Origin of the sequence: Saccharothrix algeriensis (genome assembly GCF_016907655.1) — a bacterium.
In the GTDB taxonomy this organism is placed as follows: Bacteria; Actinomycetota; Actinomycetes; order Mycobacteriales; family Pseudonocardiaceae; genus Actinosynnema; species Actinosynnema algeriense.
Genome location: NZ_JAFBCL010000001.1, coordinates 3,886,177 through 3,900,865 on the forward strand (window position 1 = coordinate 3,886,177; position 14,689 = coordinate 3,900,865).

The following is a 14,689-nucleotide window of genomic DNA, read 5'->3' on the forward strand; positions in this document are numbered from 1 at the left end:
GGCCCCGTCCCAGACCCGGGCCGGGGATCAGCGGGCGGCCAGGGCCCCGCGGCGGTAGAGCAGCTCGGTGCCCTTCACGTCGTGCTCCAGCAGGACGTCCCACTGCCGCTCGCCCTTGAGCACCCGCAGTAGGAAAGCCGTCACCATCGCGCGGGCCAGCTTCTGCGCGCCCCGCTCTCCCTTGCCGTCGAGCAGCAGCTCGCTCCAGTGCCGCCCCTCGGCGAACCCCAGGTGGCTGGTCCTGGGCAGCACCCGCAACTGCACCGGACCCAGCCACGCCTGCGCGATCGCCTCCGCGTGGCCGGCCGGCGGCGCGATCCGGTCCCGGCCCGCCGCCAGGTGCAGCCCCGGCACGCCGACCCGCCGCGCGGCGTCCAGCGCCGACGGCCGGGTCTCGGACGCGGCCAGGGTCACCACGGCCCGCACCCGCTCGTCGTCGGCCGCCGCGAGCACCGCCGAGCCGCCGCCCATCGAGTGCCCGGCGACCGCGAGCCGCTCCGGGTCGACGCTGATCGCGCCCTCGCCGAGCCGCACGCCCGTGCACACGTCCAGCGTGGTCCGGAGGTTGCCCGCGAGCATCCGGGACGACATCAGCGGCCCGCGCTGGGTGCCCGGCGCGGCGGCGACGATCCCCCACGACGCGAGGTGCCGCAGCAGCGCCCGGTACCGGTCGACCGGCTGCAACCAGCCGTGCCCGAACGCCACCGCGGGCAGCCCGAGGCCCGACTCCGGGGTGTAGACCAGGCCGGGCAGCCCGACCAGGGCCAGGTCGCCGCGCAGCACCGGGTGCCCGCCGGGCCTGCCGAGCTGGTCGAGCACCTGCTTCGCCGAGTAGCCGCTCACCGCGTGAACGGTAGTCGATCGCGGGGTCGGGCCGCACGCCTGGATTGGTCTACACCACTTGTGTCGGTGACCTGGGAAAACGCCGGCCGGTGGGCTGTGGGGGCGGCGGCGCTGGTCTGGTTACCCTGTGCGGTGTGTGTGGAATCGTGGGATACGTGGGCCATCGCCCGGCGCTGGACGTCGTGCTCGACGGGCTGCGGCGGCTGGAGTACCGGGGCTACGACTCGGCCGGGGTCGCCGTGCTCGACGGCGCCGGCGGCCTCGCCGTCGAGCGCAAGGCGGGGCGGCTGACCAACCTGGAGGACCGCCTCGACGAGGTCGGCCGGGAGGGGTTCGCGGGCACCGCGGGCATGGGCCACACCCGCTGGGCCACCCACGGCGCGCCCGTCGACCGCAACTCCCACCCGCACCGCGACGCGACCGGCCGGGTCGCCGTCGTGCACAACGGGATCATCGAGAACTTCGCCGCGCTGCGCGCCGAGCTGGAAGCGCTCGGCGTCGAGATGACCAGCGACACCGACAGCGAGACCGCCGCGCACCTGGTCGCCCGCGCCCACGCCGAGGGCGGCACCGCGGGCGACCTGGCCGCCAGCGTCCGGGCCGTCGCCCGCCGGCTGGAGGGCGCGTTCACCCTCGTCGTGACGCACGCCGACCACCCGGACGTCGTGGTCGCCGCCCGCCGGTCCTCCCCGCTGGTGGTGGGCGTCGGCGAGGGCGAGACCTTCGTGGCGTCGGACGTGTCCGCGTTCATCGAGCACACCCGCGAGGCCGTCGAGCTGGGCCAGGACCAGGTCGTGGTGATCGACCGGTCCGGCTACGCGGTGACCGACTTCGCGGGCGAGCCCGCCGACGCCAAGCCGTTCACGGTGAACTGGGACCTGTCGGCCGCCGAGAAGGGCGGCCACGAGTACTTCATGCTCAAGGAGATCGAGGAGCAGCCCGACGCGCTGGCCAACACCCTGCGCGGCCACTTCCGCGACGGCCGGGTCGTGCTGGACGAGCAGCGCCTGTCCGACCAGGACCTGCGGGACGTGGACAAGGTGTTCGTGGTGGCGTGCGGCTCGGCCTACCACTCGGGCCTGGTGGCGAAGTACGCGATCGAGCACTGGACCCGCCTGCCGGTGGAGGTGGAGCTGGCCTCCGAGTTCCGCTACCGCGACCCGGTGCTCGACCGGGACACGCTGGTGGTGGCCGTGTCGCAGTCCGGCGAGACCGCCGACACGCTGGAGGCCGTGCGGCACGCGCGCGCCCAGAAGGCCCGCGTGCTGGCGGTGTGCAACACCAACGGCGCGCAGATCCCGCGCGAGTCCGACGCCGTCCTGTACACGCACGCCGGCCCGGAGATCGGCGTCGCGTCGACCAAGGCGTTCCTGGCGCAGATCGCGGCCAACTACCTGGTGGGCCTGGCGGTGGCGCAGGCGCGCGGCACCAAGTACCCCGACGAGGTGGCCCGCGAGTTCCACGAGCTGGAGGCCATGCCGAAGGCGGTGCAGCGGGTGCTGGGCACGGTCGAGCAGGTGCGGGCGCTGGGCCGGGAGCTGGCCGACTCGAAGGCCGTGCTGTTCCTCGGCAGGCACGTCGGCTACCCGGTGGCGCTGGAGGGCGCGCTGAAGCTGAAGGAGCTGGCCTACATGCACGCCGAGGGCTTCGCGGCGGGCGAGCTGAAGCACGGGCCGATCGCCCTGATCGAGGAGGGCCTGCCGGTGGTGGTGGTGATGCCGTCGCCGAAGGGCCGGGCGGTGCTGCACTCGAAGCTGGTGTCGAACATCAGCGAGATCCAGGCCCGCGGCGCGCGGACCATCGTGATCGCGGAGGAGGGCGACGAGACGGTCCGGCCGTTCGCCGACCACCTGATCGAGGTCCCGGCCGTGCCCACGCTCCTGCAGCCGCTGATCTCCACGGTGCCGCTGCAGGTGCTGGCGGCCGAGATCGCCCGCAGCCGCGGCTACGACGTGGACAAGCCGCGCAACCTGGCCAAGTCGGTGACGGTGGAGTAGCGCCACCCGGCTGCCGGCTGCCGGGCCGGGCCGGGCAGGCTGTCCTGCCATGCGGGGACTGTGGACCACTGCGCGGGTGAGGGCGGCCGAGGAGCGGGTCATGGCGCGGGCGCCCGCCGGGTCGCTGATGCGGCGGGCGGCGTTCGGCGTGGCGGCGGTGGCGCTGGAGGTGCTGGCCGGCCGCCGCCGGGTCGGCCTGCTGGTGGGCGCGGGCAACAACGGCGGTGACGCCCTCTGGGCCGGCTACCACCTGCGCCGGCGCGGGGTCGCGGTCTCGGCGGTCCTGCTCGACCCGCCCCGCGCGCACGCGCAGGGCCTGGCGGCGTTCCGGCGGGCGGGCGGGCGGGTGGTGGACCGGCTGACCGGTGTCGACCTGGTGGTCGACGGCATCGTGGGGCTGTCCGGCCGGGGCCCGCTGCGGCCGGCGGCGGCCGAGCACGTGGCCCACCTCGACGCGCCGGTCCTGGCCGTCGACTCGCCCAGCGGCGTCGACCCGGACACGGGCGCCGTCCGCGGCCCGGCGGTGCGGGCGGCCGTGACGGTGACCTTCGGCTGCCTCAAGCCCGTCCACGCGCTGGCGGACTGCGGCGACGTGCGGCTGGTGGACCTCGGCCTCGGCCCGGAGCTGGGCGAGCCCGACCTGGTGGAGCTGGAGGCGCCCGACGTCGGCGCGGCCTGGCCGGTGCCGGGGCCGGCCGACGACAAGTACACCCAGGGCGTGACCGGGGTCGCCGCCGGCTCCGCCACCTACCCGGGCGCGGCCGTCCTGGCGACCGGCGCGGCCCTGCTGGCGACCTCCGGCATGGTCCGCTACGCGGGCGCGGCGGCGGAGGGCGTGCGGTCCCGCTGGCCGGAGGCGATCTGCACCGGCTCCATCACCGACGCGGGCCGCGTGCAGGCGTGGGTGGTGGGCCCCGGCCTGGGCACCGGCCCGGGGGCCGAGGGCGTCCTGCGCACCGTCCTGGAGGCCGGCGTGCCGGTCTGCGCGGACGCCGACGCCATCACCCTGCTGGCGAACAACCCGGACCTGTGGGACGCCCGCGACCCGGACACCCCGCTGGTGCTCACCCCGCACGACCGCGAGTACGAGCGGCTGGCCGGCGAGGTGGGCGACGACCGCGTGGCGGCGGCGCGGCGCGCGGCGGAGAAGTTCGGCGCGGTGGTGCTGCTCAAGGGCCACGCCACGGTCGTCGCCGGCCCGGACGGGCGCACCCTGGTCAACCGGGCGGGGTCCTCCTGGGCCGCGACGGCGGGCTCCGGCGACGTCCTGTCCGGCCTGATCGGCGCCCTGCTGGCGGCCGGCCTGGACCCCCTGCGGGCGGCCGGCTGCGCGGCCCGGGTGCACGTGCTGGCGGCGGAGCTGGCCGCGGCCGGCGCGCCCATCCCGGCGACGTCCCTGCTGGCGGCCGTGCCCGACGCGATCCGCGCCGTGCGCGCCGGACTGCCCTCGCCCCGCTGACGGCCCCCGGTCACCGGCGGTGGGCGCGCCGGTGACCGGAGCTGCCGGCGGACGGCGTCCGGGGCGTGCGCACGGGGTGCGGCATCGGCTTGCCGAACGCAGCCGCGGCACGGACCCGGGGGACGACCGGGGGCAGGGCGCGGGAACAGCCGGTCGGGTGGTGGCGACACCCGGGCTGCCGACGGGCCGGGCACGGGCGCTGTGTCACCATGAACGGTGTTATGGCTGCTCCCCGTGCTGAAATCGTGATCGACCTCGACAACGTCCGGCACAACGTCGCACTGCTCGCCGGGCTCGCCCCGCGCGCCGAGACCATGGTCGTGGTCAAGGCGGACGGGTACGGGCACGGGGCGGTGGAGGTGGCCAGGGCGGCGCTGGAAGCCGGGGCCACCTGGCTCGGGTCCTGCTCGCTGGCGGAGGCCCTGGCCCTGCGCGCGGCCGGGATCAGCGCCCCGGTGCTGGCCTGGCTGGACCCGGCGGGCACGGACTACGCGCCCGGGGTGGCCGCCGGCGTCGACCTGTCGGTCTCGTCGCAGCGGCAGCTGGTCGAGGTCGCCGGGGCCGCCCGCGCGGTGGGCCGGGAGGCGCGGGTCCACCTCAAGGTCGACACCGGGCTGTCCCGCAACGGCTGCCCGTCCGACGAGTGGCCCGCCCTCGTCGGCAAGGCCGCCGCGACCCCCGAGGTCCGGGTGCACGCCGTGTGGTCGCACCTGGCCTGCGCCGACGAGGCCGGGCACCCGGCCACCGACGCCCAGGCCGAGCGGTTCGACGACGCCTACCGCGAGGCGCTGGCCGCCGGGCTGGAGCCGATCCGGCACCTCGCCAACTCGGCCGCCCTGCTCACCCGCCCCGACCTGCACTTCGACCTGGTCCGGCCGGGGATCGCGGCCTACGGGCTGAACCCGGTGCCCGAGGCGTTCGACCTGCGGCCGGCGATGGCGTTCCGCTCGTCGGTCGCCCTGACCAAGCGCATCCCGGCCGGCGAGTCGGTGTCCTACGGCCTGGGCTGGACCGCCGAGCGCGACACGACGCTGGCCCTGGTGCCCGTCGGGTACGCCGACGGCGTGCCGCGCTCCCTGTCCCACCGGATGGACGTGTGGCTGGCCGGTCGCCGGCGGCCCGTGGTCGGCCGGGTCTGCATGGACCAGGTCGTCGTGGACTGCGGTGACGACGCCGTGGCCGAGGGCGCCGAGGTGGTGCTGTTCGGCGCCGGGACCGCCGGCGAGCCGACCGCCCGCGAGTGGGCCGAGGCCACCGGGACCATCGACTACGAGATCGTCACCGGCATGTACCGGCCGCGCGTCGCCCGGGTGTACCGGTGAACTCGCTGTGGAAGGCCGCCGGCTGGGCGGGCGGCATCCTCGGCGCGGCGGTGACCGGCGTCGCGGTCGGCGTCGCGGCCAACCACAAGCGGGTCTCCGCCGACCGGCGCGCCGACGACCCGCGGGCGGACGAGCCGCTCGGGCGGCTCACGCCCACCCGCGAGTCGACCGTCGCCGCCGACGACGGGACGCCGCTGTCGGTCGAGGAGGTCGACCCGGTCGACGGCGGCGAGCCGGAGATCACCGCGGTCCTGGTGCACGGCTTCGCGCTGGACCGCCGCTGCTGGCACTTCCAGCGCCGCGACCTGGCGGAGCTGACCGGGCCGCGGGTCCGGCAGGTGCTCTACGACCAGCGCGGCCACGGCCGGTCCGGGTGGTCGACCACCGGGACGTGCACCATCGAGCAGCTGGCGCACGACCTGGACTCGGTGCTGCGGGCGGTCGTGCCGACCGGCCCGCTGGTGCTGGTCGGGCACTCGATGGGCGGCATGACGATCATGGCGCTGGCCGAGCAGCGGCCCGAGCTGTTCGCCGACCGGGTGCGCGGCGTCGCGCTGGTCGGCACGGCGGCGGGCGCGGTCGGCGGCGCGGGGCTGACCAGGTCGGTGCTGTCCCGGTACAACCCGGTCACGCTGGCCGTCGGCCGGCTGGCCGGCCTCCAGCCCGGCCTCGTGGAGTGGGCGCGGCGGCGCGCGGGCGCGCTGACCTGGAGCGGCATCCGGGCGCTGGCGTTCGGCGACCGGCGCGTCGGCGCGTCGCTGGTCGACCTGATGGACCGGATGATCGGCGGGACGACCGTGCAGGTGCTCACCGGGTTCCTGGAGACCCTGGGCACGCACGACCGCTACAAGGCGCTGGCCGGGCTCCGGCACAGCGAGGTGCTGGTGATCAGCGGGGACGCCGACCGGATGACCCCGTTCTCGCACTCCGAGCGGATGGCCGAGGAGATGCCGCACGGCGAGCTGGTCCGCGTCCGCGGCGCGGGCCACATGGTGATGTTGGAGCAGCCCGACCTGGTGACGGGACACCTGGTCGGCTTGGTTCGGCGCAGTGCCGCCGAACGGGCGGAGGACAGGCGGCGGTGGCGGTGACGAGCGTGACCCTCCCCCTGGTGGAGGACACCGAGGAGTTCGGTCGCAGGCTGGGCGGGCTGGTGCGCGGCGGCGACCTGCTGCTGCTGGCCGGCCCGCTCGGCGCGGGCAAGACGGCCCTGGTCCGGGGGCTGGCGGCGGGGCTGGGTGTGACCGGCCGGGTCAGTTCGCCGACGTTCGTCATCGCCCGCGTCCACGACCCCGCGCCGGGCGGGCGGGGCGTGCCGCTGGTGCACGTCGACGCCTACCGGCTGGGCGGTCGCCTGGACGAGCTGGACGACCTCGACCTGGACACCGACCTGGTGGACGCGGTGGTGGCCGTCGAGTGGGGCGAGGGGGTGGCCGAGCGGCTGTCCGCCGACCACCTGCTGATCACGCTGGAGCGGCGCGACGACGACGTCCGCACGGCGCGGCTCGAACCGCACGGCTCGTGGGCGCGGCGCGAGCTGCCGGTGTGACCGGCCCGGCCCGGCGGGCTCACCGCAGCTCCCGCTTGAGCACCTTGCCCAGGTCGTTGCGCGGCAGCGAGTCCACGTAGCGGACCACCCGCGGCCGCTTGTGCGGGGTCAGCAGCCGGGCCACGTGGTCGGCCAGCTCCGGCCCGGTGGACGGCACGCCCGTCGCCACCACCCACGCCACGACGCGCTCGCCGAGGTCGTCGTCCGGTTCGCCGGTCACCGCGACCTCGGCCACGCCGGGGTGCTCCAGCAGGGCGTTCTCGACCTCGCCCGCGCCGATCCGGTACCCGCCGCTCTTGATCAGGTCGGTGGCCCGCCGCCCGACGAGCCGCAGGTGCCCGTCGGGCTCGACCACGGCCAGGTCGCCGGTGCGGAACCAGCCGTCGGCGAACGCCTCGCGGGTGGCGTCGGGCCGGTTCAGGTACTCCAGGAACAGGTTCGGCCCGCGCACCTCGACCTCGCCCGGCTCCTCGCCGACCACCCGCACCTCGACGCCGTCCAGCGGCGGCCCGACGGTGCCGGGCCGCCGCTCGCCCGAGGCGCGCGCGCTGGTGTTCATCAGGGTCTCGGTCATGCCGTACCGCTCGACCACCCGCTGCCCGGTCAGCGCCTCGACCCGCTCGTGCAGCGCCGCAGGCAGCGGCGCCGAGCCCGAGACCAGCAGCCGGGCCCCGGCGAACGCCGCGGCGTGCTCGGGCGCGCCGGCGATCCGGTGGTACATCGTCGGCACGCCGAACAGCATCGTGCCCCCGGCCGCCAGCGCCTCGGCCGCCGCCGCGACGCTGAACGCCCCGAGGTGGTGCGCGGCGCCGCCGCGCCGCAGCGGCCCGAGCACCCCGACCACCAGCCCGTGCACGTGGAACAGCGGCAGCCCGTGCACCACGACGTCGTCCGCGGTCCACTCCCAGGCCGCCGCGAGCGCGTCCAGGTTCGACGCCAGCGCCCGGCGCGGCAGCACCACGCCCTTGGGCGGCCCCGTCGTGCCCGAGGTGTAGACGACCAGCGCCGGCGCCTCGCCGCCCGGCTCCGGGAGGTCCACCGGCGGACCGGTGGGCAGCACGTCGTCCACCACCAGGTCCGGCGCGCTGTCGGTCAGGACGTGGTCCAGCTCCCGCTCGCCGAGCTTGGGGTTGAGCGGCACCACCGGCACGCCGGCCAGCAGCGCGCCCACCACCGCCACGCACGTCCGGACGTCCGGGCGCGCCCACACCGCGACCCGGCGCGCGCCCGCCAGCCCGTGCGCGACCGCGCGCGCCCGCTCGGCCAGCTCCGGGTAGGTCAGCTCGTGGCCGGGGAAGCGCAGGGCGGTTTTCGCGGGCGGCGACGCGAGGGCGGGCAGCAGCACCCGCCCACCTTGGCCGCCCGGCCCGCGGCGCGCATCACAAGTGTGGTTCGAGCCACGCCAGCAGCTGGTGCTTCGGCCGCGCGCCGACGATCTGCGCGACCAGCTCCCCGTCCCGGTAGAGCTGGAGCGTCGGCATCCCGCGCACCCCCAGGTCGCGGGTGGTGCGGGGGTTCGCGTCGGTGTCGACCTGCGCGAACCGCACCGCGCCCAGCTCGCGGTCCAGCTCGGCGAGCACGGGTTCGATCATCCGGCACGGCGGGCACCAGCTCGCGGTGAACTCCACCAGCACCGCGCCCTCGCGCGTGCCCTGCTCGAACGTGTCGTCGGTCAGCGCCTGCACGGACGCCTCCTCTGCTCGGCCTGGTCCAGTTGCGCGCGCACCCGTTCGCGGGCGGCCTCCAGCCGGGCGATGCACTCGTCCAGCTCGGCCAGCTTGCGCCGGTACACCGCGACCGACGCCGGGCAGGCGTCCCCCGCGGTGTTGCCGTCGCGCAGGCACTGGACGAACGGCCGGGTGTCCTCCAGCGCGAACCCGATGCCGGCCAGCGACCTGATCTCCTCGACCAGCCGCAGGTCCTGCTCGTCGTACTCGCGCTGCCCGTTGGCGCCCCGCCGCGCGGGCAGCAGCCCCAGCGACTCGTAGTGGCGGAGCGCCCTGGTGGTCGTCCCACCCCGTCTGGCCAGTTCACCGATGCGCACGGGCAGATCCTCCGACTTGACGTTGACGTCAGGTCCAGTGTGCTCCCGGCCACGTCGCCGCCGGTCCGCCCACCGGGATCGCCGCGGGGCCCGCGGTCGGCCCCGCCGAGTCGGGGCGGGTGGCCGCACCCCGACCGGTTACCCTTGACGATTGTGCTAGTGCTCGCCTTGGACACCGCGACCCCCGCCGTCACCGCCGGTGTCGTGGAACTGACGCCGGACGGCCCGCGCCTGCTCGCCCAGCGGGTGACGGTGAACGCCAAGGCCCACGGCGAGCTGCTGACACCGCACCTCCAGGCGGCCGTCGCCGAGTCCGGCCACGCCCTGGCCGACCTGGACGCCGTGGTCGTCGGCTCCGGCCCCGGCCCGTTCACCGGCCTGCGGGTGGGCCTGGCCACCGCCGCCGCCCTCGGCCAGGCGCTCAACCGGCCCGTCTACCCGGTGCCCACGCCGGACGCCGTCGCGCTCGACGCCCGCACCGGCGCGCCGCTGCTGGTCGCCACCGACGCCCGCCGCAAAGAGGTGTACTGGGCCGCCTACGACGCCGCCGGCCGGCGCACGGACGGCCCGCACGTGGACCGTCCCGCCGACGTGCTCGCCAAGCTGCCCCCGGTCGCGTCCGCCGCCGGCGAGGGCGCCCGGCTCTACGCCGACGTGCTCGGCCTGCCGGTGGTCGACGCCACCTACCCGTCGCCGGTGTCGCTGGTCGCCGCGGCCGCCGACGAGCTGCTCTCCGGCGCCCGCCCCGCCGCGCTCACCCCCCTGTACCTGCGCCGCCCCGACGCCGTCGAGCCGGTGGCGCGCAAGCGGGTGACCAGGTGAGGTCCGGCGCGGTCACCCTCGCGCCGCTGCGGCACGAGGACGCCGAGCGGTGCGCCGAGATCGAGCACGCGGTGTTCCCCGGCGACGACCCGTGGAGCCCGGACGCGTTCCGCGGCGAGCTGGCCGGGAACACCTGCTACGTCGGCGCGTACGCCGCCGGCGAGCTGGTCGGCTACGCCGGGCTGGCCCTCACCGACTTCGAGTCGAGCGTGCACACCATCGCCGTGCACACCGACTGGCAGGGCGGCGGGATCGGCAAGGCGCTGCTGCGGGCACTGCTGGCGAGGGCCGACGAGGAGGGCCTGCCGGTGTTCCTGGAGGTGCGCACGGACAACGCGCGCGCGATCTCCCTCTACCTGGCGCACGGCTTCGAGCACCTGGGCCTGCGCCGCCGCTACTACCAGCCGTCGGGCGCCGACGCTTACACGATGGGGAGGCCCGCGAACCGTGGCTGACCGGCTCATCCTCGGCATCGAGAGCTCCTGCGACGAGACGGGCGTCGGCATCGTCCGGCTCGGCCCGGACGGCGCGCTGGAGCTGCTCGCCGACGAGGTCGCCTCCAGCGTCGAGGAGCACGCCCGGTTCGGCGGCGTCGTGCCCGAGGTCGCCTCGCGGGCCCACCTGGAAGCCATGGCGCCCACGATGCGCCGGGCCGTGGAGCGGGCCGGGATCGCGCTGTCGGACGTGCACTCCATCGCGGTGACGGCGGGTCCGGGCCTGGCGGGCGCGCTGCTGGTCGGCGTCGCGGCGGCCAAGGCGTACGCGGCGGCGCTGGACAAGCCGCTCTACGGCGTGAACCACCTGGCGGGCCACGTCGCCGCCGACACCCTGGAGCACGGCCCGCTGCCCGCGCGCTGCGTCGCGCTGCTGGTGTCCGGCGGGCACTCGCAGCTGCTGCTGGTGGAGGGGCTGGCCGAGCGGATCACCGAGATCGGGTCCACCGTGGACGACGCGGCGGGCGAGGCTTACGACAAGGTCGCGCGGCTGCTCGACCTGCCCTACCCGGGCGGCCCGCCGATCGACCGGCTGGCCCGGCAGGGCGACGGGTGCGCGATCGCGTTCCCGCGCGGCCTGACCGGTCCGCGCGACGCCAGGTACGACTTCTCCTTCTCCGGGCTGAAGACCTCGGTCGCGCGGTGGGTCGAGCGGTGCGAGCGGGCCGGCGAGGAGGTCCCGCTGGCCGACGTCGCCGCGTCGTTCCAGGAGGCGGTGGCGGACGTGCTGACCGCGAAGGCGATCCGGGCCTGCCGGGACCTCGGCGTGGACACCCTGGTGATCTCCGGCGGGGTCGCGGCGAACTCGCGGCTGTCCGGGCTGGCGGCCGAGCGGTGCGCCGAGGCGGGCATCGAGCTGCGCGTGCCGCGACCCCGGCTGTGCACGGACAACGGCGCGATGATCGCCGCCCTGGGCGCGCACCTGGTGGCGGCGGGCGCGAAGCCGTCCCCGATGGACCTGTCCACCACCCCCGGGCTGCCGGTCGGCACGGTCCAGGTCCGCTAGTCCGGGTCCGCCAGGCCCCGCCGGAACTCCCGGTCGAACCGCTCGTCGCCGATCACCGCCCGCGCGGCGGCGGTGATCCGGTCGACGTCGTGGCGCTGGGCGGGCGGCAGCGGCACGCCCACCGACAGCCGGTTCGCGGTCGCCCGGCCCAGCAGCCGCGCGGCCTCCTCGTGCCGGCCCGCGAGGGCCCGCGCGCCGGCCAGCCCCTCCTGCCCCAGCGCGACCGCCCGCGGGTCGCCGCCGCGCCGGGCCAGCGCCAACCCCTCCTCCTGGAGCCTGGCCGCCTCCTCGGCGTCGCCGCGCAGCTCGGCCACGAAGCCGCGTTCGGCCAGGACCAGCGTCGCGCCCGCCTCGAAGCCGACCTGCCGGTGCCGCTCCTGGAGGCGCCGCAGCAGGCGGTCGGCCTCGGCCAGCTCACCCTCCTGGCGGGCGCCCAGCGCCAGGCCGGTCTCCGCGTACATCTCGCCGGGGGCGAAGCCGTGGTCGGCGGCGATCCGCCGGGCCCGCTCGTGCAGCTCGCGGGCCCGCGCGCGGTCCCCGGTCAGCAGCGCTACCCGGCCCAGCCAGGACAGCGCGTAGGACACCTCGGGCCACGACCGCAGCTCCTCGGCCAGCCGCAGGCCCTCGCGGTGCACGCGCGCGGCCTCCGCGTAGTCGCCGACCAGCTGCGCCAGCGTGCCCAGGGCGAACGACGCCTGCAGCCGCCCCCACCGGTCGCCCAGCGCGGTGAACAGCTCGGCGGACCGCTCGGCGGCCTCCCGCGCCCGGCCGAGGTCGCCCCTGGTCATGGCCTGGCTGAACCGGTCGCTCAGGGCCGCCGCCACGCCCCAGTCGTCACCGCGGGCGGCGAACCCGGCGTGGGCGCGCTCGGTGAGGCGCTCGCCGGCCGCCATGTCGCCGATCGTGGACAGCACGTAGCCGAGGAACCATAGGGCCCGCGGGTCGGTGACGGAGTCGGGGTCGACCGGCTCGCCCGCCTCGCCCGCCAGCACCGCGAAGCCGGCCTGCCACGGGCCGGTGAGGTGGCGGGCGGCCTCCCGCACGCGCCCGCGCAGGAACCAGTACCAGGCGAGGTGCTCGGCGAGGTCGGGGGCCACGTCGAGGGCGGCGCGGAGGTTGGCGGTGTCGGCGTCCAGGCGGTCCAGCCAGGTGAGCTGGTCCGGGCCGCGCAGCCCGGGGCAGGCGCGTTCGGCGAGGGAGCGGTGGAACGCGGCGTGCCGGGCGCGGGTGGCTTCGGCCTCGCCCGCCTCCCGCAGGCGCTCGCGGCCGTAGTCGGAGACCGATTCGAGCAGGCGGTACCGGGGCTGCGCGCCCTGGTCGGGCGCGACCACCAGGGAGCGGTCGACCAGGTTCGCGAGCAGGTCGGGCACGTCCTCGGGGCGCACCGCGCCACCCGCGCAGATCGCCTCGGCGGCGTCCGGGGCGCAGCCCTCGACCACGACGGAGAGCCGGCGCAGGACCGCCCGCTCCGGCTCGGGCAGCAGGTCCCAGCTCCAGTCGAACACCGCGCGCAGGGTGCGCTGGCGCGGCGGCGCGTCGCGGTGGCCGGTGGTGAGGAGCCGGAAGCGGTCGTCCAGGCGGTGCAGGAGGGCGTCGACGCCCAGGGCGCGCACCCGCGTGGCGGCCAGCTCCAGGGCCAGCGGCAGCCCGTCGAGCCGGCGGCAGATCGCGGCGACCGCGTCCTGGTTGGCGGGCGTCAGGGCGAACCCGGGCGCGGCGGCGGTGGCGCGGGCGGTGAACAGGCGGACCGCGCCGGGCAGGTCCAGCGGCGGGACGGACCGGACGGTCTCGGCGGCCAGGCCGAGCGGTTCCTGGCTGGTGGCCAGGACGCGGAGGCCGGGCGCGGCGCGCAGCAGCCGGGACACCAGGCGGGCGACGGGCTCGACCAGGCGCTCGCAGTTGTCCAGCACCAGCAGCAGCCCCCGGCCGCGCACGGCCGCCACCACCCGGTCGGCCGGCCGGTCGGGCGCGCCCGGCGGGGGCCCGCCCGACGCGTCCTCGCGGACGCCCAGGACGGCGGCCACCGCGCCCGCGACCCGGTCGACGGCGTCCGACCCGTCCGCGTCGGGCGGGTCCGCGTCGGGTCGGTCCGCGTCGGGTCGGTTCGCGTCGGGTCGGTCCGCGTCGGGTCCGCCCGCGTCCGGGGGAGCGGTCACGCGGTCGAGGCCGGCCAGCTCCACCAGCCACACGCCGTCCTCGGCGACGGCGGTGTCCACCGGGGTGTCGGCGGTGTCCACCGGGGCGCCGGCCGGGGCGCCGGTGGGCGCCGGGGCGGAGGGGGCGGCGTTCAGCAGCGACCGCGCGGTCGCCAGCGCGAGCCGCGTCTTGCCGACCCCGCCCGGCCCGGTCAGCGTGACCAGCCGCGACGACCGCAGCAGCGCGCCCACCTCGCGCACCGCCTCGTCCCGCCCCACCAGCCCGGTCACGGCGGCGGGCAGGTTGGTGCGCGGCCGGGGCGCCTCGTGGTTCAGCAGCTCCCGGTGCACGGCGGCCAGCTCCGGACCGGGCTCCAGGCCCTGCTCCTCGGCCAGCCGGCGCCGCAGCCCGGCGTAGCTCTCCAGCGCCTCCACCTGCCGCCCGGCCCGGAACAGCGCCCGCATGTGCAGGCCGCGCAACCGCTCCCGCAGCGGGTGCCGGGCCACCTCGTCGGCCAGCGACACCGGCTGCCCGGCCGCCAGCCGCGCCTGCGCCCAGTCCTCCACGGCGGACAGCCGCTCCTCGGCCGCCCGGCGCGCGAACCCGACCGCGAACGGCTCGCCGGCGAACTCCGCCAGCGGCTCGCCGCGCCACAGGGCCAGCGCCGCCGCGTGGTCGCCCGCCGCCACCAGCGACCGGAACTCCAGCAGGTCCAGCGTGCCCGCGTCGACCGGCAGCGCGTAGCCCGGCGGCTGCCAGGCGACCGCGTCCCGGCCCAGCACCCGGCGCAGCGCCGACACCTTGGTCTGCAGCGTGTTCGCGGGGTTGCCCGGCGGCCGGTCGCCCCACAGCGCCGAACCCAGCCGCTCGACGGGCACCGGCCTGCCCTCGGCGACCAGCAGGTGCGCCAGCAGCGCCCGGACCTTCGCCTCCGGGACCCGGACGGGCGTCCCGTCCGCCGCCCACACCGCCAGGGGCCCCAGCACGCCGAATCGCACACGCCGACGTTATCCGCTC

General features: G+C 77.1%; 13 protein-coding genes. 8 read left to right on the plus strand and 5 right to left on the minus strand.

Annotated elements, in window-relative coordinates; genetic code table 11:
- Positions 1-27 precede the first annotated feature (27 nt).
- The gene (locus JOE68_RS17910; RefSeq protein ID WP_204843466.1) at positions 28-843 is read right to left on the minus strand and encodes a dienelactone hydrolase family protein; all 816 of its coding nucleotides are present in this window, start codon (positions 841-843) and stop codon (positions 28-30) included.
- A gap of 134 nt (positions 844-977) precedes the next feature.
- Here JOE68_RS17910 and glmS point away from each other — a divergent pair, with 134 nt between their 5' ends.
- The 5 genes from glmS to tsaE all read left to right on the plus strand — a co-directional run bounded on the left by glmS (position 978) and on the right by tsaE (position 7,170).
- Positions 978-2,840: a glutamine--fructose-6-phosphate transaminase (isomerizing) gene (gene glmS, locus JOE68_RS17915; protein ID WP_204843467.1), complete on the plus strand. Its 1,863-nt coding sequence runs from the start codon at positions 978-980 to the stop codon at positions 2,838-2,840.
- 49 nt (positions 2,841-2,889) lie between these two features.
- Positions 2,890-4,299, plus strand: coding sequence for an NAD(P)H-hydrate dehydratase (locus JOE68_RS17920; protein ID WP_204843468.1), 1,410 nt, complete (start codon positions 2,890-2,892; stop codon positions 4,297-4,299).
- A gap of 209 nt (positions 4,300-4,508) precedes the next feature.
- On the plus strand, positions 4,509-5,621 hold the full coding sequence (gene alr / locus JOE68_RS17925; protein WP_372443311.1) for an alanine racemase: 1,113 nt from the start codon (positions 4,509-4,511) through the stop codon (positions 5,619-5,621).
- Positions 5,618-6,712, plus strand: coding sequence for an alpha/beta fold hydrolase (locus JOE68_RS17930; RefSeq protein WP_204843470.1), 1,095 nt, complete (start codon positions 5,618-5,620; stop codon positions 6,710-6,712). Before alr ends, JOE68_RS17930 begins: the two co-directional genes overlap by 4 nt.
- Positions 6,703-7,170 carry a tRNA (adenosine(37)-N6)-threonylcarbamoyltransferase complex ATPase subunit type 1 TsaE gene (tsaE, locus tag JOE68_RS17935; protein WP_204843471.1) on the plus strand — a complete coding sequence of 156 codons (468 nt, stop codon included), beginning with the start codon at positions 6,703-6,705 and terminating at the stop codon, positions 7,168-7,170. The genes JOE68_RS17930 and tsaE overlap by 10 nt, the downstream gene beginning before the upstream one ends.
- Positions 7,171-7,189: 19 nt before the next feature.
- On the opposite strand, the gene JOE68_RS17940 is transcribed toward tsaE, so the two are convergent.
- Genes JOE68_RS17940 through JOE68_RS17950 form a run of 3 tightly spaced genes read right to left on the minus strand, consistent with a single transcriptional unit; the run spans position 7,190 to position 9,214 of the window.
- Positions 7,190-8,515, minus strand: coding sequence for an acyl-CoA synthetase (locus JOE68_RS17940; RefSeq protein ID WP_204843472.1), 1,326 nt, complete (start codon positions 8,513-8,515; stop codon positions 7,190-7,192).
- Between the two features lie 34 nt (positions 8,516-8,549).
- The gene (locus JOE68_RS17945) at positions 8,550-8,855 is read right to left on the minus strand and encodes a thioredoxin family protein (RefSeq protein ID WP_204843473.1); all 306 of its coding nucleotides are present in this window, start codon (positions 8,853-8,855) and stop codon (positions 8,550-8,552) included.
- Entirely contained in the window at positions 8,843-9,214 is a 372-nt protein-coding gene (locus JOE68_RS17950; protein WP_204843474.1) for a MerR family transcriptional regulator, read from the minus strand. The genes JOE68_RS17945 and JOE68_RS17950 overlap by 13 nt, the downstream gene beginning before the upstream one ends.
- 153 nt (positions 9,215-9,367) lie before the next feature.
- Here JOE68_RS17950 and tsaB point away from each other — a divergent pair, with 153 nt between their 5' ends.
- The 3 genes from tsaB to tsaD are packed head-to-tail and all read left to right on the plus strand — an operon-like array spanning position 9,368 to position 11,536.
- Entirely contained in the window at positions 9,368-10,036 is a 669-nt protein-coding gene (gene tsaB, locus JOE68_RS17955; RefSeq protein ID WP_204843475.1) for a tRNA (adenosine(37)-N6)-threonylcarbamoyltransferase complex dimerization subunit type 1 TsaB, read from the plus strand.
- Entirely contained in the window at positions 10,033-10,491 is a 459-nt protein-coding gene (gene rimI, locus JOE68_RS17960; RefSeq protein ID WP_204843476.1) for a ribosomal protein S18-alanine N-acetyltransferase, read from the plus strand. Before tsaB ends, rimI begins: the two co-directional genes overlap by 4 nt.
- Positions 10,484-11,536: a tRNA (adenosine(37)-N6)-threonylcarbamoyltransferase complex transferase subunit TsaD gene (tsaD, locus tag JOE68_RS17965; protein ID WP_204843477.1), complete on the plus strand. Its 1,053-nt coding sequence runs from the start codon at positions 10,484-10,486 to the stop codon at positions 11,534-11,536. The genes rimI and tsaD overlap by 8 nt, the downstream gene beginning before the upstream one ends.
- On the opposite strand, the gene JOE68_RS17970 is transcribed toward tsaD, so the two are convergent.
- Complete coding sequence (locus JOE68_RS17970; protein WP_204843478.1) at positions 11,533-14,670, minus strand: AfsR/SARP family transcriptional regulator; 3,138 nt, start codon at positions 14,668-14,670, stop codon at positions 11,533-11,535. The two genes, tsaD and JOE68_RS17970, sit on opposite strands and share 4 nt — an antisense overlap.
- Positions 14,671-14,689 lie beyond the last annotated feature (19 nt).